This is a genomic window from Bacteroides luti (genome assembly GCF_900128905.1).
Taxonomy (GTDB): domain Bacteria; phylum Bacteroidota; class Bacteroidia; order Bacteroidales; family Bacteroidaceae; genus Bacteroides; species Bacteroides luti.
On sequence record NZ_FQTV01000001.1, the window covers coordinates 29891 to 48214 of the forward strand.

17 protein-coding genes, 1 pseudogene and 1 riboswitch are annotated in these 18324 nt (G+C 37.7%); of the genes and pseudogenes, 7 read left to right on the plus strand and 11 right to left on the minus strand.

Annotation, left to right across the window (positions count from 1 at the left end; genetic code table 11):
* Nucleotides 1–2: 2 nt before the first annotated feature.
* Nucleotides 3–1421 carry a 23S rRNA (uracil(1939)-C(5))-methyltransferase RlmD gene (gene rlmD, locus BUC21_RS00130; protein ID WP_073398474.1) on the minus strand — a complete coding sequence of 473 codons (1419 nt, stop codon included), beginning with the start codon at nt 1419–1421 and terminating at the stop codon, nt 3–5.
* A gap of 201 nt (nt 1422–1622) precedes the next feature.
* Between rlmD and ppdK the strand changes: the two genes are divergently transcribed.
* Together ppdK and BUC21_RS00140 are read left to right on the plus strand one after the other, a co-directional pair.
* Nucleotides 1623–4343 (plus strand): pyruvate, phosphate dikinase, encoded by a 2721-nt coding sequence (gene ppdK, locus BUC21_RS00135; protein WP_073398476.1) that lies wholly within the window; start codon nt 1623–1625, stop codon nt 4341–4343.
* Between the two features lie 289 nt (nt 4344–4632).
* Nucleotides 4633–4998, plus strand: coding sequence for a hypothetical protein (locus BUC21_RS00140; protein ID WP_073398477.1), 366 nt, complete (start codon nt 4633–4635; stop codon nt 4996–4998).
* A 170-nt stretch (nt 4999–5168) separates the two neighbouring features.
* On the opposite strand, the gene BUC21_RS00145 is transcribed toward BUC21_RS00140, so the two are convergent.
* Nucleotides 5169–5471: a hypothetical protein gene (locus BUC21_RS00145; protein WP_073398479.1), complete on the minus strand. Its 303-nt coding sequence runs from the start codon at nt 5469–5471 to the stop codon at nt 5169–5171.
* 408 nt (nt 5472–5879) lie between these two features.
* Between BUC21_RS00145 and BUC21_RS00150 the strand changes: the two genes are divergently transcribed.
* Nucleotides 5880–6254 (plus strand): hypothetical protein, encoded by a 375-nt coding sequence (locus BUC21_RS00150; protein ID WP_073398481.1) that lies wholly within the window; start codon nt 5880–5882, stop codon nt 6252–6254.
* A gap of 92 nt (nt 6255–6346) precedes the next feature.
* On the opposite strand, the gene BUC21_RS00155 is transcribed toward BUC21_RS00150, so the two are convergent.
* Nucleotides 6347–6955 (minus strand): thiamine phosphate synthase, encoded by a 609-nt coding sequence (locus tag BUC21_RS00155; RefSeq protein WP_073398483.1) that lies wholly within the window; start codon nt 6953–6955, stop codon nt 6347–6349.
* A 233-nt stretch (nt 6956–7188) separates the two neighbouring features.
* Here BUC21_RS00155 and BUC21_RS00160 point away from each other — a divergent pair, with 233 nt between their 5' ends.
* Together BUC21_RS00160 and BUC21_RS16540 are read left to right on the plus strand one after the other, a co-directional pair.
* The gene (locus BUC21_RS00160) at nt 7189–7680 is read left to right on the plus strand and encodes a hypothetical protein (protein WP_073398485.1); all 492 of its coding nucleotides are present in this window, start codon (nt 7189–7191) and stop codon (nt 7678–7680) included.
* Nucleotides 7681–9400: 1720 nt separating this feature from the next.
* Nucleotides 9401–9778, plus strand: a complete 378-nt coding sequence (locus tag BUC21_RS16540) for a S41 family peptidase (protein ID WP_245797043.1) — start codon at nt 9401–9403, stop codon at nt 9776–9778.
* Here the strand turns inward: BUC21_RS16540 and BUC21_RS16245 are convergent.
* The 8 genes and pseudogenes from BUC21_RS16245 to thiS all read right to left on the minus strand — a co-directional run.
* A pseudogene (locus BUC21_RS16245) lies at nt 9756–9870 on the minus strand (thiamine phosphate synthase); the annotation flags it as partial. The gene BUC21_RS16540 and the pseudogene BUC21_RS16245 sit on opposite strands and share 23 nt — an antisense overlap.
* A gap of 165 nt (nt 9871–10035) precedes the next feature.
* The gene (locus BUC21_RS00170; RefSeq protein WP_073398489.1) at nt 10036–10434 is read right to left on the minus strand and encodes a hypothetical protein; all 399 of its coding nucleotides are present in this window, start codon (nt 10432–10434) and stop codon (nt 10036–10038) included.
* Nucleotides 10435–10550: 116 nt separating this feature from the next.
* Nucleotides 10551–11240 carry a HesA/MoeB/ThiF family protein gene (locus tag BUC21_RS00175; protein ID WP_073398491.1) on the minus strand — a complete coding sequence of 230 codons (690 nt, stop codon included), beginning with the start codon at nt 11238–11240 and terminating at the stop codon, nt 10551–10553.
* Between the two features lie 689 nt (nt 11241–11929).
* The gene (gene thiH, locus BUC21_RS00180) at nt 11930–13042 is read right to left on the minus strand and encodes a 2-iminoacetate synthase ThiH (protein WP_073398493.1); all 1113 of its coding nucleotides are present in this window, start codon (nt 13040–13042) and stop codon (nt 11930–11932) included.
* Between the two features lie 122 nt (nt 13043–13164).
* Nucleotides 13165–14859: a phosphomethylpyrimidine synthase ThiC gene (gene thiC / locus BUC21_RS00185; protein WP_073398802.1), complete on the minus strand. Its 1695-nt coding sequence runs from the start codon at nt 14857–14859 to the stop codon at nt 13165–13167.
* Between the two features lie 19 nt (nt 14860–14878).
* On the minus strand, nt 14879–15649 hold the full coding sequence (locus BUC21_RS00190) for a thiazole synthase (protein ID WP_073398494.1): 771 nt from the start codon (nt 15647–15649) through the stop codon (nt 14879–14881).
* 131 nt (nt 15650–15780) lie between these two features.
* A complete protein-coding gene (locus BUC21_RS00195) occupies nt 15781–16422 on the minus strand; it encodes a thiamine phosphate synthase (RefSeq protein ID WP_073398495.1) in 642 nt (213 codons plus the stop codon).
* Nucleotides 16419–16619, minus strand: a complete 201-nt coding sequence (thiS, locus tag BUC21_RS00200; RefSeq protein ID WP_073398496.1) for a sulfur carrier protein ThiS — start codon at nt 16617–16619, stop codon at nt 16419–16421. Before thiS ends, BUC21_RS00195 begins: the two co-directional genes overlap by 4 nt.
* Nucleotides 16620–16685: 66 nt before the next feature.
* Nucleotides 16686–16779, minus strand: a riboswitch (TPP riboswitch).
* Between the two features lie 174 nt (nt 16780–16953).
* On the opposite strand from thiS, the gene BUC21_RS00205 reads away from it, so the two are divergent.
* Entirely contained in the window at nt 16954–17436 is a 483-nt protein-coding gene (locus BUC21_RS00205) for a GNAT family N-acetyltransferase (RefSeq protein WP_073398497.1), read from the plus strand.
* Between the two features lie 75 nt (nt 17437–17511).
* A complete protein-coding gene (thiD, locus tag BUC21_RS00210; RefSeq protein WP_073398499.1) occupies nt 17512–18324 on the plus strand; it encodes a bifunctional hydroxymethylpyrimidine kinase/phosphomethylpyrimidine kinase in 813 nt (270 codons plus the stop codon).

Sequence of the window (18324 nt, forward strand, 5' to 3'; positions counted from 1 at the left end):
ATTTATCTCTTTTCAAGTAAAACAACATTCTCAACATGGTGTGTATGTGGGAACATATCTACCGGTTGAATTGCTGTTAATTTGTATTTTACATCTAACAAAGAAAGGTCTCTTGCCTGTGTAGCCGGATTGCAACTTACGTAAACAATGCGTTTAGGTTCGGCAAAAAGAATAACGTCAATAACATCCTGATGCATACCTGCACGTGGAGGGTCAGTGATAATTACATCCGGACGTCCATATTGATTAATAAAGTCCTGCGTAAGCATATCCTTCATATCTCCGGCAAAGAATAATGTATTCTCTATTCCGTTAATGTCTGAGTTAACTTTGGCATCTTCAATAGCTTCAGGTACGTATTCAATACCGATAACCTGCTTTGCTTGTTTTGAAACGAAGTTTGCAATTGTTCCGGTTCCTGTATATAAGTCGTATACAAGTTCATTGCCGGTAAGACCAGCAAAGTTACGTGCTATCTTATATAGGTTGTATGCTTGCTCAGAGTTTGTCTGGTAGAAAGACTTTGGTCCAATTTTGAATTTAAGCCCTTCCATTTCTTCAAAGATATGATCGTTACCTTTAAATACAAGAACTTCCTGATCAGTAATAGTATCATTGCATTTATTGTTTATAACATATAGCAGTGATGATATTTCAGGAAATTTATCAGCAATGAATGCTAATAAGTCCTTAAATAAGTCCATTTCGTGATCTTCAACAATCTTGCAAACAAGAATAACCATTAATTCTCCGGTGGATGAAGTTCGTATTATTAAGTTACGCAACATTCCATCCTGGCTTCTTAGATTAAAGAAAGTGTAATTATGCTCATAGGCATAATCTCTCACTGCATTTCTTATCTTATTAGAGATATCATCCTGTAACCAGCATTTTTCAATGGCAAGAACTTTGTCAAAAGCTCCCGGAATATGAAATCCTACGGCATCCATGTGCTCGTATGTGACTTCTTTCTCAACTTCTTCTCTTGTAAGCCATCGTTTATTTGAAAAAGTATATTCCAGTTTATTACGATAAAACGTTGTCTTTTCAGAGCCAAGAATAGGAGACACCTGAGGCATTTCGATTTTTCCGATGCGGGTAAGATTGTCTACAACTTGTTTCTCTTTATATTTAATTTGCTCTTCGTATGGCAAACATTGCCATTTGCAGCCACCGCATATACCATAATGCTCACAAAATGGAGTTGCTCTTACAGGCGAATATTCATGGAAATGTACAGCTTCTGCTTCTGCATAATGATGTTTTCTCTTTCTGATTTTCAGATCTACTACATCACCTGGTACCACATATGGTACAAATACTACCCAGTCGTTTACCTTTGCAATGGCTTTGCCCTCAGCAGCCACATCTGTTATTGTTACCTTTTCTAAGATAGGAAGATCTTTAGTTTTACGCGACACTTTTGTATGAGTTTAAAATAATGGCACAAAAATACACTTTTTGACTGATTAATTAGTCATACATTTCATTAAAAGGTGTAATAGCAAACAAAAATCGCTATCACTTTGTATATTTTTCATAAAAAGTTTTCATTTCTCTAAAATATAATTAGTTTTGTAGTCAGAAAAAAACACACACTTGTACTTTAATTTAATACTTTTATGGATAAGAAAAGAGTTTATACCTTTGGTAACGGTCAAGCAGAAGGTAAGGCCGAGATGAAAAACTTATTGGGTGGCAAAGGCGCCAACCTGGCAGAGATGAACCTTATTGGCGTACCCGTACCTCCAGGTTTTACTATTACTACAGAAGTTTGTTCAGAATACTACGAACTAGGACGCGATAAAGTTGTTGACTTATTAAAGGAAGACGTTGAGAAATCAGTAGCTAAAGTTGAAGCATTAATGAAATCAAAGTTTGGAGATGTTGAAAATCCATTGTTGGTTTCTGTACGTTCAGGTGCTCGTGCTTCAATGCCAGGTATGATGGATACTATTCTGAATTTAGGTTTGAATGATGAAGTAGTTGAAGGTCTTACCCGTAAGACAGGCAACGCTCGTTTTGCATGGGATTCATACCGTCGTTTCGTACAAATGTATGGAGACGTGGTTCTTGGTATGAAGCCTACTAATAAAGAAGATATTGATCCTTTCGAAGCAATTATTGAGGAAGTAAAAGAATCAAAAGGAGTAAAGCTTGATAATGAACTTGAAGTGGAAGACTTGAAAGTTCTGGTTAAGAAATTTAAAGAAGCCGTTAAGAAACAAACTGGTCACGATTTCCCGACTTGCGCATACGAACAATTATGGGGCGCAATTTGTGCAGTATTTGATTCATGGATGAATGAACGTGCTATCTTATATAGAAAGATGGAAGGTATTCCTGCCGAATGGGGAACAGCAGTAAGTGTACAGGCTATGGTGTTCGGTAATATGGGTGAAACTTCTGCAACGGGTGTTTGCTTCTCAAGAGATGCTGGTACTGGTGAAGATCTTTTCAATGGTGAATATTTGATTAATGCTCAGGGCGAAGATGTAGTAGCCGGTATACGTACACCACAACAAATTACCAAAATTGGTTCTCAACGTTGGGCTGAACTAGCTGGTATTCCAGAAGACGTGCGTGCTGCAAAATATCCTTCTATGGAAGAGGCAATGCCTGAAATTTATAAAGAACTTGATGAAATCCAGACTAGACTTGAAAACCATTATCGTGATATGCAGGATATGGAATTTACTGTTCAGGAAGGTAAACTTTGGTTCCTTCAGACTAGAAATGGTAAACGTACCGGTGCCGCTATGGTTAAGATTGCTATGGACTTGCTCCGTCAAGGTATGATTGATGAAAAAACAGCATTGAAACGTGTTGAACCAAATAAACTAGATGAACTACTTCACCCTGTATTTGATAAAGCTGCCCTTAAGAATGCCAAAGTTATTGCTAAAGGTTTGCCAGCTTCCCCGGGTGCTGCTACAGGTCAAATTGTATTCTTTGCAGATGATGCAGCTAAATGGCATGCCGATGGTCATAAGGTTGTGATGGTTCGTATAGAAACATCCCCAGAAGATCTTGCTGGTATGGCTGTTGCTCAAGGTATTCTTACAGCTCGTGGAGGTATGACATCTCATGCAGCAGTTGTTGCTCGTGGTATGGGTAAATGTTGCGTGTCGGGTGCAGGTGCATTGAGTATCGATTATAAATCAAGAACTCTGGAAGTTGGAGGAGTTACTTTAAAAGAAGGAGATTATATCTCAATAAATGGTTCAACAGGAGAAGTCTATGAGGGTAAGGTTGCAACCAGAGCTGCTGAACTTTCAGGAGATTTTGCAGATTTGATGGCTTTGGCAGACAAATATACCAGAATGAAAGTCAGAACAAATGCTGATACTCCTCATGATGCCGAAGTTGCACGTAAGTTTGGAGCAATCGGTATTGGACTTTGCCGTACAGAACACATGTTCTTCGAAGGCGAGAAGATAAAAGCTATGCGTGAAATGATTCTTGCTGAGAATGAAGAAGGCAGAAAAATTGCTTTAGCTAAAATTCTTCCTTATCAGAAAGCAGACTTTAAAGGTATCTTTAAAGCAATGGAAGGCTGTCCTGTTACTGTTCGTTTGCTAGATCCTCCTTTACATGAATTTGTTCCTCACGATGAAAAAGGTCAGCAGGAAATGGCGGATGCTATGGGTGTTTCATTTAAGCATATTCAACAACGTGTGGAAGCTCTTCACGAACAGAACCCGATGTTGGGACACCGTGGCTGCCGTTTAGGGAATACATATCCTGAAATTACACGTATGCAAACCCGCGCTATTCTTGGTGCTGCACTCGAATTAAAGAAAGAAGGAGTAGAAACATTCCCGGAAATCATGGTTCCGCTTACAGGTTTATTGCCTGAGTTTAAAGAACAGGAAAATGTTATTCGTGAAGAAGCTGCAGCTTTGTTCGCGGAAATGGGAGATAGCATTGATTATAAAGTTGGTACAATGATTGAGATTCCTCGTGCCGCATTAACAGCAGAGCGTATTGCTCAAGGTGCGGAATTCTTCTCATTCGGAACAAACGATCTTACTCAAATGACCTTTGGATATTCTCGTGATGATGTTGCTTCATTCTTACCTATATATTTAGAAAAGAAGATTTTGCAAGTCGATCCATTCCAAGTTCTTGATCAGAATGGAGTAGGTCAGTTGGTGAGAATGGCTACAGAGAAAGGTCGCTCTGTTCGTCCTGACTTGAAATGTGGTATCTGTGGAGAGCATGGAGGTGAACCATCTTCAGTTAAGTTCTGTCACAGAGTTGGTTTGAATTATGTTAGCTGTTCACCATTCCGCGTGCCTATTGCTAGATTAGCAGCGGCTCAGGCAGCTATAGAAGAATAAAATAGTTGGTTTATAGAAGTTAGTTAGTTGTTTTAGCATTTTAATTTTGCAGTACTTTATAGAGGATTCCCTTGGTCGGGGAGTCCTCTTATTGTTAAATAAGGTTTCGAAAAGTTGTTATTGTATGTTTTATAACATAAAATGTTAATTGATTTGTATGTTATAAAACATATTTGTATGTTTGCATCATCAATAGGAAAAAGAAGACTTTAAGCAGAGAATACACGAAAAACAGGGTATTCTCTGCTTTTTTTTAAGAAAGATTGTTTAATAATTAATTTTTTAAGGTATGAAAAGATTAGTAGTTTTATTAGTTGCCGTCTTAGGTTTTGGAGCAACAACATTTGCAGGAAACAACAATAGTGAAGCTTTCTCAAATAGTTTTATTTATAAAATGAATGAGGCAAAAACATTTGATAAAATAGCTTCTTTCTTGCAGGTAGGTTTTGAACAAAAGGATGCATTGGAATATGTATTTGGTGAAGCAACAAAAGTTATGGATAAGGCTGCAAAAAATGGTGCCTCTGTAGATGAAGCAACAGAAAAGGCTGTATATTTTAACTTAGGTAATGCTAAGCAGATTTTATCAAGAGATCAATATGTTAAATTCGTAGGACTTATTAATCTTACAATGATTAATAACAAGATGAATTAATAGCTTTTATCAAGGTATGTTATTAAATATATATGCAATAGTACAGAGAAGGAGTCTATAAATTAGTATCTCCTTCTTTTTTTGCTTATAAGTCCATCTTTACTTCCCTATCCGAATAACACCTCGATAATCTGTGGTTGAATCTCAATTCTCCTAATATCTATAGTTTGCTATTCTTGTTTCAATTTACTTGTAATCCTAATACTACTATCTTTCAATCCAGGTGATTTTACTTTCACTGTTATTATACCCGAATTTCCGGCTAAAGATCTTACTGCAGCTAATGCAAGTCTATTGAATTCTTCATGCTCTTTTAAACTTAAGGAAAACTTGTTTTCTTGGTTTTTGTTGTCTGCTATCATAATCTTAACAAGACTTTTAAAGCTAAATTTTATCTGGTTGTTTGAATGAGGCGTTAATAGTTTGTCTTTGTCGGATATTTGAATTGTGATAAATATTGAGTCTCTTCCCATTTACTTCAATAATATTGCGATCTGCCAAGAGCAAAATTAGAATTTAGATATAAAATGTAATATGAATGAAATAATCTAAATGAAATATTAATTTGAATAAAAATGTATTTATGATATGTAAATGTATTTAATGCGTGTCATAAAGATCTTTTATTTGGTATTTTAATATTAAAAATAATATATTATTCTTTCAAAAGGAAACCAATTGTCTATAATTAATAGATATATAAAACAAGAAAAATAATATGTTATAAAACATTTCTTCTAAAATGTTTGCATGTTATAAAACATATTCGTATGTTTGCATCATCAAAAGATAAAAACCTTAAGAGACAGAGAATACCATGAATACATAAGTTCGGGTATTCTCTGTTTTTTTAGGTATATGTTTAATTAAAATTTTAAATTATGAAACGTTTATCAGTTTTTATGTTAGCTGTATTAGGTTTTGGAACAGCAACGTTTGCAGGTAGTCCTGTTAGTTCAAGTAAGTGTGTTTACACGTTAAACGACGAAAGTACCCTTAATGGAATCGCAAATTTCCTTAAGACAGATGCAGAGCAAAAAGAAACTCTGAAGTATGTATTTAGTGAAGGAGAAAGAAGAATGGAGCGTGCTACTGCAAAAGGAGCTACAGAAGAGGAAGCTTCTACAAAAGCAATATTCTTTAATTTGGGAAATGCAAGAGCTATTTTATCAGAAGCTCAGTACAAAAAATTCGTAAGCATCGTTAATCTGACTATTTACAATGAAAAAGAAAGAGAGTTATTTGCAGAAAAATAAGATATACATCTGTTGTGTATCACACTGTGAAATTGGAAAGAAGGAGATTATTTAAATAATTCCCCTTCTTTTTTGTTTTAGGCAGATTGGTTTTAATCTGCAATTTCTTTTAATTTTCTGAAATGTTTTATTATTGCTAAATAATTCTCGTCATTACAGAAATCAAATTTGCCCCAGATGTCTCCAAGTAAGGCGGCACCACCAAATCCAAAATCCTTTATTTGCAGAATATTATCGGCAGTAATGCCTCCTAATGCTACTACATTATTATCTATAATACCATCTTTTGCAGCTTTTCTTAATTCTTCGGGAGTGTATTGAGAGTTATATCCCTCTTTTGAAATACTATCGAAAACCGGACTCATAAACACATAATCATAAAACTCTTTCTTTTGTTTTACTTCCTCTATAGAGTGACATGAACAACTTACATGTCCTTCGTAATCTTCCGGTTCCTTGGAATTTCTGGAGTTCAGATGAATACCCATCAGCCCAAATTCTTCTTTCATATAGAAATGTTCGTGAGTAACAATCTTCTTGTGATATTTTTCAGGGATAAGCTTTAGCAAGCGTTCTGAATACATTGCACAAGTTTCGGGTTTTCTTAAATGGAGTATATCCAGTCCTTCCTCAAATAACTCAGTAATAATTTTATCCTCTTCAACAAAAAAATATGGAGTAGTAACGGCTATTAGTTTCATAATTAAAAAAATGTGCGCAAAGGTAGTCATTTAAGGACTAAATTAAAAGGATATTTGTTGATTCCTTAATTATGAATATAATGTCTGTACTTAAAACAAGCAAACAAAATTTGTTAGTGTAAATTATAGAACTAACATGAGAAAAAGAATATCTGGTTTGTTTTATAATAGTGGTTACGAAGTTGAAGAGAATAGCTTTAAAACTTTCTTTGTAAATCCTAATACTTAATGATATGAAAAAGTACTTGAGTTCTTTTGTTATTCTTATTGTAATGGTCTTTTTCTCAATATCATGCAGAACTTTATGCAAAGATGAAGTTACTGATAAAGAAAGAGAAAAGATAAAAGGTGAAATAGAAACTATAGTAACGGATTTTTTCAATCCAAATACCCTGAATTATAATACTCATACAGGAATGAGGGCCAACAAAGAAGGTTACGTAATGGGCGGTGACGGAAAAATACAATACACAAGTTATTCCAGTTACAACGAACATATGAAGTCTAGCTTTGCCGGTATTCAAAGGTTTACGGAAGCAAGACTTGTTGCAATGTATGTTTATGTGTTGTCGAAAACAGCAGCCACATGTACAACTGAGTTTAAGAGTAAATTTTTAATGGTAAGTGGCGATACTATTTTGAATAATGGCTGCTGGACGTTTGTCTTTAAAAAGTTTGATAATGGTTGGAAGGTTATACAAGAAAATGGTACTCATATAAGATAATAAAAAGATACTCATTCTTCAATTCTAAATATACTTACTCATTTAATTATTAGATTTATTACCTTTAATTGGATGGATGTATTATTATAAATAAAAATACACTGATTTTTTGTTTGCGTATTTTTTATTTATACATTTGATGATGATTTGATTGATTTTATATTTATCAAATATCAGCATTAGAGGATGCTATATATTTAAGAAGAACCAAAAAAATAATCTTGTAAATTCTATAATTATGAGAATAGTAAATCGGGCAATAAACAGATCTTTCATTCTTTTTTCTTTCTTACTATTTTTGAATATTTCTAACTGTTATAGTGCTAATCCTGCAATAAAAGAGTGGAAGAAAAAAGAGCTAACGGAAGACTTCAAAAATCGTTTATGTGCCTTGTCTGATGTTTATGGTTATGTACGTTATTTCTATCCTAATGATAATTTGAAGGATCTCGACTGGTTTAACTTTCTCATTTATTCCATAAAAGAAATAGAGGGTTGCAAGTCGGAAAAAGATTTTAATCAGAAAATATATCAACTGTTTTCTCCTTTATGTCCTGATCTTATCATAAATAATAACTTCTCAAAGCCGAAGCGTTATTCTTCCGGATCTTTTTATATACAGGAACGTAGTATGCTCGATAATAGAGAATTTAATAGCGAAATAAAAGAAATAAGCGCGTATTCCGCGGAATATCCTAAACCGGATTCATTATATACATTCATTATTAATCCCCGATTAGCGGTTTCTTTTCCTATTGCTTTATCAGAATTGCCAAAGAGAAGTGAACAACTAACCAGTTTAATAGATTCTTGTAAAAATAGATGGGATGAGAAATCTATGTATTATTTACTGGCATCAGAACCTTTTGCACGAATTGCAAATGAAATTATGCGTTGCAATATCGTTCAGCATTTTTATCCGTATTATTTTGAAGATAAACTTGATGTTACCTGGAGTAAGTCATATAAAGACTATTTTAATAAAATAGCAAATAGTAATAATTCTACTAGTTATTACTATTTAGTATGCAACATGATGAACTTAGTAAAAGATAGCCATGTTTATTTGAACTTTAACGTGCTAGGAGCATTCTCAACAAAAAGATTTCCTGGAATTGAGACTGTGATTCTGGACAATAAATTGCTAATAAAGAATATGCTTGCACCCTACGACTCTGTTATTCACAGAGGAGATAGGATTATTAAGATTAATAATATAGAAGTCGAATCTTTTATAAAAGGGAAATTGAATAACTTATCCTACTCAACTTTAGAAAGTGGATTAACAAAGCTTACTTCTTCCTATGAGATTTTTAGTAGTTATGCAAGAGATTCTGTTTTAAATCTGACTATAAAGAACTCTAAAGGAAAAGAATCAGATGTGGCTGTAAAAATAAATATGTTTAGACCTGCTTTTGTTGCCGATAAAGAATTTATTAAATGTTTTGATGGGAATAAATATTATATTAATCTGAAAGATCCTCAATTAATCAGTTACGAAAAGTTTAAAGCCTATATTCCAGAGATAAACAAGGGCAAAGGGGTTATTTTTGATATGAGAGGTTATCCAACTACAGATGTATTCAGCATTTTAGCTAATATCACAGATTCAATTCTTTCTTTAGGGAATCTTTATGAAGTACATTACTATTTTCCCAATCACATTAATCCTGTTCCTAAACCCACGGAAAAATGGTTTATAGCTCCTTCAACGTCAGCAATGAATAAAGACTATTCAAAGAAGTTTCAATATTCATTGCCAGTCAACGAGAAAATAACTGTGCCTTGTGTATTTTTAGTTAATTCGGTTTCAATGAGTTTTATGGAAACGGTGATAGATATAATCAAGAATTATAAATTAGGTATCCTTATAGGAGAGAATACAGCAGGTTGCAATGGAGATACGCCTCATTTTAAATTGCCCTTTGCATCATTTTCAATGACATTTGCTAAATTCTTAAACAGAGACGGATCTCAACATCACGGCATAGGCATAAAACCAGATATTTACGTAGAAAACAAAGATACAAATACAGATGCTCAACTAGAGGCTGCGAAAAAATATTTAGATGTTCTGGCATCTCATACCTCCAAATAATGAGTATATTCAGTCCTTCTTCAAATAACTCAGTAATAATTTTATCCTCTTCAACAAAAAAAGTGAGGAGCAGTAACGGCAATAAGTTTCAAATTCTTAAAAAAATGTGCGCAAAGCTAGTCATTTGATGATTAAATCAAAATATTATTGGCGCATTCCTTCTATTATAGTTCAACCTATTAAGATATGCTCAATGAAAATAACATAAAAACAGGCTCAACACCTTAATTTAAGATGTTGAGCCTGTTTCATATTATTTATAATTGCTGAGTGCTTCTTGGATCTTTTTCTAAATCAATATTGATATATGTATTGTCCCATTTACTTATTTTCTGAGTTCCGAAATCAACTATAAATCCTGGCCAGAATAAAATATTCCAGAGAGTTGTTGGATTAAATGTAGATTCCAGCAATAGAGGAGATGGTCTGTAGCCTTCTTTCTTGGCTATCAAGGTTTTGCTCTCTACCTTTTTCTTAATTCTTACCGTTACCATCTTTGATTCACCAATTTCGGCAATTTTTATATTGGTATAGGTGTCGTAAATTTTAGTTCCTTCTGGTCCTGCAAATGTGATGCTTTGGTCAGAACTAGTGAATAGTGTGCAGCATGATGGCAATAATGCACATGAAATGAATAGCAATAATATTTTCTTCATAATTTAAAATTGTTTTCAGATAATCTATAGTGCGTTGTAAAAATGATATAAAATATTTTCCATACAAAAGTAGGTTATATGAATAACAATTGCAATAATATAGAGTAGTATTATTTTTACAATGCAATAATATTTGTCTCCATGGTGCGTAAATCAATGGTCCACAGCTTGCCGTCGAGTAGTTCGCCATATCCGCAGATTAGCTTTATGACCTCCGATGCTTCTACGCTTCCTGTTACGGCCGGTGTTACGCCCATAACGCCTTTGGAAAGTGGAGGCATGGCCAACATCTCTTCTTCATCGGGGAAAAGATCGCGGTATGTCTTTCCACTTTTGTGATTGAAGACCGAGACTTGCCCTTGCAGACCGAATATTGCTCCGTACACATAGGGCTTGCCGAGCTTAACACAAGTGTCATTGATCAGGTATCGGGTAGGGAAGTTGTCGCATCCGTCTACTACAAGATCGTATTTGCTGATAATCTCATCGGCATTTTCTTTTGTCAACTTGTACGGATAGGATTGGATGTTTACTTCACTGTTTAAAGCGCTAAGTCTTTTATGGGCACACTCAGTTTTTACTTTATCAAGCTCGCTTTCTGTATAGAATACTTGTCGTTGCAGATTGGTAAGGCTCACAATATCACTATCCATTATCCCCAGTGTTCCTATTCCGGCTGCTGTAAGATAAAGAGCGATTGGAGAGCCCAAGCCGCCTACACCCACTAATAAAACTGAAGCTTTTCTAAGCTTTTCCTGACCATCTTCGCCTATTTCGGGTAGCATTGTTTGTCTGTCGTATCTCATGTAAATATAATTAGTTATTTATATAATAACAGAATCTTACTCTTCTCCATTATTTATTGAAGCTCAGTTCTGTCCATTATCTCTTGTTCTTAATATATTGGGCAATTTGTAAAGCAGCGAAATCTTTATCTCCCAGATATTTCTGGAAACATAGTTGTGTCTGCTATCTCTTGTTCTTAATAAATTGGACAATCTGTAAAGCTGTAAAATCTCTATTTCCTCAATATCTCAGTAAGATTATCTCAGTCTGTTATATCTTGCCTTTAATATATAGGGCTATTTATAAAATGACAAAATCTATCTCTCCCTTAATATTTCGGAATGTATAGTCTTGCCCATTATCTCTTGTTCATATAAATAGGGCTATTTGTTATTTGGCAGATAATCTGCTTTTCCAGGTATTTAAAGATTCCCTGCTTAATTCGTTGCATCTTATCTTTATGTACTTTATTATCTATCAAACTATAGTCTAGCTATATTCCAAAATATATCAGGAAACTTAGCTTTTCCGGCCTAGCTCATTGCTCGATTCATTGTTTGTACAAATAATGAACTCTCCCTAATTTTCCTTGTTTTAAGGAAGATTAGGGATGAGTTCATTGGGTTACATATATAGTTGTAATTTCTCGTTCACTGCTTATAGGAATTAAAATAGTTAATCCATCAAGTTACATAATACAGAATTATAATTATCTATCAAATGCCTGATCCCAGTCCTTCCATACCGGTTCACGGCCTATCCGTTTCAAGTCCTTTTCAACTTGTATGGCTGTGCGACTATCATTGATGGCAAACTGCTCTAATGCCTGCGGATAGGTGTAGTAACCTCCCGGTTCAGTCTTGCTTTCGGCACTCATTGTAGTTACTCCAAGGGTTGCCATGTTATTGCGCATTTCTGCACTCTCACGGGTTGAGTAGGAGATGTCCACATCATGATCGAAGATACGGAAAGCAAAAGTGAGCTGTGCCAATTCCCTGTCGCTCATAACCACATTGGGCTGAAAATGGCCCTCCGAAGGACGCATTCTTGGGAAGTTTAGGCTGTACTTTGTCTTCCAGTAATTCTTTTGCAGATACCTTAAGTGGTGAGCCATCATGGTAACATCCGTACGCCATTCCTCAAGACCAATCAACACGCCCATACCAATTTTATGAACTCCGGCTTGTCCCATACGATCGAATCCGTTTACCCTCCAGTCGAACTTCGATTTCATTCCTTTCGGATGGTAAATGTTGTAGTTTGCCTTGTTGTATGTCTCTTGGAAACAGATAACACCGTTGAGGCCCGAGTGCGTGAGGCGTTCATACTCCTCAGCTTTGAGTGGCATAACCTCTATCTGAAGATTGGAGAAATAAGGTTTGGCAAGCTGAAGAGCTCTTTCTATATACGGAACTCCTGCGGCTACCGGATTCTCTCCCGTAACAAGCAGTAGATTCTCAAACGGAGCCAGCTTTTTGATTGCTTTGTACTCGTTCACAATTTCCTCTTCCGTAAGAATAACACGGGCAATGGGGTTATTGTGCTGGAATCCGCAGTAGATGCAATGGTTGGTACATGAGTTGGTTATGTAGAGCGGCACAAACATGGATATGGTTTTGCCAAAACGCTGTAAGGTATATTGGCGACTCAGCTGAGCCATCACCTCCAGGTATGGTTCGGCGGCCGGAGAAATCAACGCCATGAAATCGTTCACATCTAAGTGTTCTTTGCCAAGCGCACGTTCCACATCGGTGGATGTTTTGGAATAAATGGCTCTTGTAGAGTCTTCCCATGAAATTTTAGCTAATTCATCTGAAAACATTTCCTTTTATATTTTTTGTAGCCTGTACAAAAGAATGCAATCTTTTGTACAGAAGAATTAATTGTTTTGTACAGAAGAAAACAATCTTTTGTACAAGATATTTTTAACCATTCCCGAATGGATTATTTTGCACAAGCATTCAGGTCGTGAGACAGGCGCATGGCGCAGAAGTTAGGGCCGCACATAGTGCAGTATTCACCATCTTCGTGAGCTCCTTGTTTGAAGTACTCCAATGCACGCTCGGGATCAAGCGAAAGATTGAACTGGTCTTTCCAACGGAAGTCGTAACGAGCCTTGCTCAGCGCATTATCGCGCACCTGTGCTCCGGGGTGACCTTTGGCCAGATCGGCGGCATGTGCTGCAATCTTGTAGGTAATCACACCCACGCGCACGTCTTCTTTGTCGGGCAATCCCAGATGCTCTTTCGGCGTAACGTAGCAAAGCATTGCTGTACCTAGCCAGGCAATCTGTGCTCCGCCAATGGCACTGGTTATATGGTCATAACCGGGAGCGATGTCGGTTGTCAATGGGCCGAGCGTGTAGAAAGGTGCTTCGTGGCAGGCAGAAATCTGTCGTTCCATATTCTCTTTGATCTTGTGCATAGGCACATGTCCCGGACCTTCAATAAAGGCTTGTACGTTGTACTTCCATGCACGTTGCACTAACTCTCCCAGTGTATCTAGTTCAGCAAACTGAGCCTCATCGTTGGCATCGTGAATGCTTCCCGGACGGAGACCATCACCCAGTGAAATCGCCACATCATATTGAGCAAGAATCTCGCAGATATCATCGAAATGATCATAAAGGAAGCTCTCCTGATTGTGAACGAGGCACCATTTAGACATGATGGAACCACCACGGGAAACGATTCCAGTGAGGCGCTTTTGAGATAGATGTACGTTGTGAAGCCTGATTCCGGCATGGATTGTAAAGTAGTCAACTCCTTGTTCACATTGCTCAATCAGCGTATCCTTGTAAATCTCCCAGGTAAGGTCTTCCACCTTGCCATCTACCTTTTCCAAAGCCTGATAAATTGGTACGGTACCAACAGGAACCGGACAGTTGCGGATAATCCATTCGCGTGTTTCGTGAATGTTTGCTCCCGTAGAAAGGTCCATCAACGTATCTCCACCCCAGCGGCAAGACCATACAGCCTTCTCCACTTCCTCTTCAATGCCCGAAGATGTGGCCGAGTTTCCAATGTTTGTGTTTATCTTCACGAGGAAATTCTTCCCGATAATCATAGGTTCAGCCTCAGGATGGTTGATGTTAGCCGGAATCACAGCCCGTCCTTCGGCAACCTCACGGCGAACAAACTCAGGCGTGATGTGCGATTCTATGCCCAACTCTGCATTATTCTGGTTCTCACGGATAGCTACGTACTCCATTTCCGGAGTAATAACGCCTTGTTTGGCATAATACATCTGAGAAATTTGCTTTCCGGCCTTTGCCCTGTAAGGTAATGCAATATGCTCGAATCGTAAAGCGTCCAGACTTTTGTCCGCACGGCGCATTCTTCCGTATTCAGAGCTAATGTCCGAGAGTTGCTCCACGTCTCCGCGCTCTTTAATCCACGATTCGCGAAGTCTGGGTAACCCTTTCTGCAGATCTATTTGCACGGAAAGATCCGTAAACGGGCCGCTGGTATCGTAAATCACCACGTCGTCATTCTTATGGAAAACCCTTTCACCGTTTACCATCTTCACAGTATCGGTCAGTTTCACTTTGCGCATGGCAACCTTGATAGGATGAATTACACCCTCCACGTATATTTTTTCGGAATTAGGGAAAGGAGTTCTTGTTATTTCACTTTTCATAATTGGGAATCTTGCGTTATTATACATTTAAAAAGCTGGTTAGCGGACTGCTTGCCTGGGCTTTAATACCTGTTGTAGCTAGTTGGGCTTCGTAAGCCATTCGTCCGGCTTCCACTGCTAGCTTGAATGCTTTGGCCATCTCCACCGGATTACCGGCAACCGCTATTGCAGTATTTACAAGTACTGCCGAAGCACCCATTTCCATAGCCTCAGCAGCATGACTTGGTGCGCCAATACCTGCATCTACAACTACAGGAATCCCGGCTTGTTCTATAATAATGCGGATAAAGTCCTTGGTCTGCAACCCTTTATTGGTACCGATAGGAGCACCCAACGGCATAACCGTAGCAGCACCTGCCTCTTCAAGTTGCTTGCAAAGCACTGGGTCTGCCTGACAATAAGGTAACACCACAAAGCCAAGCTTTACAAGCTCTTCGGTAGCCTTGAGTGTTTCCACAGAATCGGGCAATAAATAACGTGGATCGGGATGAATTTCCAGCTTCAGCCAGTTTGTTCCGAATGCCTCTCGTGCCATCTGAGCTGCGAATACAGCTTCCTCTGCATTTCTAACGCCCGATGTATTTGGCAATAGCTGAATATTAGGGTGCTTTATGTGGTTCAGCATATCATCTTCCTGATTATCCAGGTCAATACGTTTCATGGCTACAGTTACCATTTCACTTTCAGAAGCCAGGATAGCTTCTTCCATTATCTTGTTAGAATTGAATTTTCCTGTTCCCAGAAACAGGCGGGAACTGAATTCTCTTCCTGCAATTATTAATTTTTCCATTTTTATTCTTGTTTATTCGTTGTTGTCTGATAGAAAGAAGTTCTGTAATCTACGGTGAATGCTTTCCTTTCCGTGGCCTTTGGGCAGGAAATGCTCGAATTAAGAAGTAGATGCAAGCTCTCTATCAGTCTCTAATAAGTGTTACTGTTGTCTATTTTTTGAAGAATCTGCCTGGTTTCACTCACCGGATCTGTTGCCCTCAGGATAGTACCCGAGAGTGCGATACCCGATACGCCGGTCTGCATCACATCTTCTATGTCATCAGCCGTAATACCGCCAATAGCTACAACAGGTACTGATATTCCCTTTGCTGCCATCTGGCCTAGTATACCTTTGTACCCCTGCAAACCCAGTACCGGACTAAGGTTCTTCTTGGTGGTTGTGTACCTGAAAGGTCCCATACCAATGTAATCGGCTCCCGAATTCACGTGCATGCATACATCATCAAACGTATTTGCTGTTCCGCCAATAATGAAGTTCTTACCAAGAATTTTTCTGGCATTGGCAATGGGCATATCGTTCTTACCCAGATGCACTCCATCTGCTCCCAGTTTTTTCACCAACTCCACATGGTCGTCAATAATGAAAGTAGCCCCGTATTCCTTGCATAATTGCATTATGCGGACAGCCTCAGCCTCAACAACTTCGGCAGGTGCATCCTTCATGCGTAGCTGAATCCATCGACAACCGCCTTCAAGAGCCAGTCTGGCAGAATCAAAATAAGAATATCGTTCGGTGAAATGGGTGATGAATTGAAATTTTATAGCATTCATCCTCCACAAGCAGCTTTGATTATCACAATCTGATCATTCTCGTTCAGGATGAACTGATCCCATTCTGTGCGTGGAACCATTTTGTTGTTCACGGCAATTGCCACACCCGCCGAGGGAAGATTCATTGATAAAGCCATTTGCTTGATTGAAGACTGCGATTGAAGCTCTGTCTCCTTGTTGTTTACTTGAACTTTCATACTTACGTTTTTTAAGGATATGTAAATGCGTAAATACAAAAGCGTGCGGTGAGGAAAGAAATAATAAATAAGCTTTGCAACAATTCCTACGGCAGTACTAACTGCATCAGGTTCAACGGGTATAATCTCAGCCCTCCATGGGGCACCCCTTTGTCTTTACGGCTGCAAAGTAACTAAAAAAAGAATGAATAATCCTACAGTTTTCTGTTATTTTTATTTTAAGAATTGCTTGGAATAGTGATAATCTAAAAATAAATCGACTACTTTTGCGGTAAATTAATAGCTATTTCAATAGGCTGTTTCTTATTTATAATCAATCAAATGGTGTAGTTTTATGGTAATCAGAAATATTAAGGAAGAGGATAATAAAGCTTTGGCAAATATTATTCGCAAAACATTGGAGGAGTTTGGTGCCAATCATCCGGGTACAGTCTATTATGATGATGAGATAAACTATTTAAGTGAAATCTTTAAAGCCGACAAAAGCACATACTTTGTGGTTTGGGACGAGGAAAACAATAAAGTGCTTGGTGGCGGAGGTATTTATCCTACAAAAGGTTTACCGCCAGATACGGCAGAGCTGGTGAAACTCTATCTGCTTCCCGAAACAAGAGGAAAGGGAATTGGCAAACAGCTAATAGACAAATGCCTGGATTATGCCAAAGAAGCCGGTTACTCTAAAGTCTATCTTGAAAGTATGGACGAGCTAAGCGGAGCGGTTGGTTTGTACGAAAGAATGGGATTTTCGTACCTCGATGCTCCAATGGGAAATAGTGGGCATTGCTACTGTGGAATATGGATGATGAAAGAAATCTGAAGAATAACTTCGTCAAAGTCGTAGTGAATTATATCGTGGAATGTGGATAATGAAGGAAATTTGAACCTAAAAAGTATGTCGAAACAATATAAGAGAGTATTAACCATTGCTGGAAGTGATCCAAGTGGAGGAGCAGGTATTCAGGCAGATATAAAAACAATATCGGCCTGCGGATGCTATGCCATGTCGGCCATAACGGCTGTAGTAGACGAGAATACTTTTGAGGTAAAAGGAGTACATCCCGTACCTGCCACTTTCGTGAGAGGACAAATAGAATCTGTTCTTAGTGACATTGGTGCCGATGCCGTAAAGATAGGAATGCTTCACTCTTCAGAACTGATAATGGCGGTGAAGGAAGCGTTAGCTCCCTATAATATCCGTAACATTGTGCTCGATCCGGTGATGGTTGCCACGGCAGGTAATGATTTACTAAAGCAGGAAGCAGTCCGCACTTTACAACATGAGTTAATTCCGCTAACAAGAATCATCACTCCGAATATACCAGAAGCTGAGGTTTTATCTGGGCAGAAAATAGGAAGCAAGGAAGATATGCTGGCGGTGATAAAGAGTCTTTCGTGCAATAATACGATTTCGGTGCTGCTAAAAGCGGGACATCTATCCGATAACGAGCTTACTGATATCTTTTACAATGCAGAGACGAGAGAGATTCTTGAGCTAAAAGCGTTGAGAATAGCATCGCAGAATACACATGGAACAGGATGTACATTATCCTCAGCCTTAGCTTCTTTTCTAGCTCATGGCTTCTCTTTGGATGAATCGGTGAGAAAGGCAAAGGAATATATGACTCAGGCTATATTGCATGGAGCCGATTATGGGATAGGAAAGGGGCATGGTCCGGTTCATCACTTCTTCTCTTTCTGGAAATAA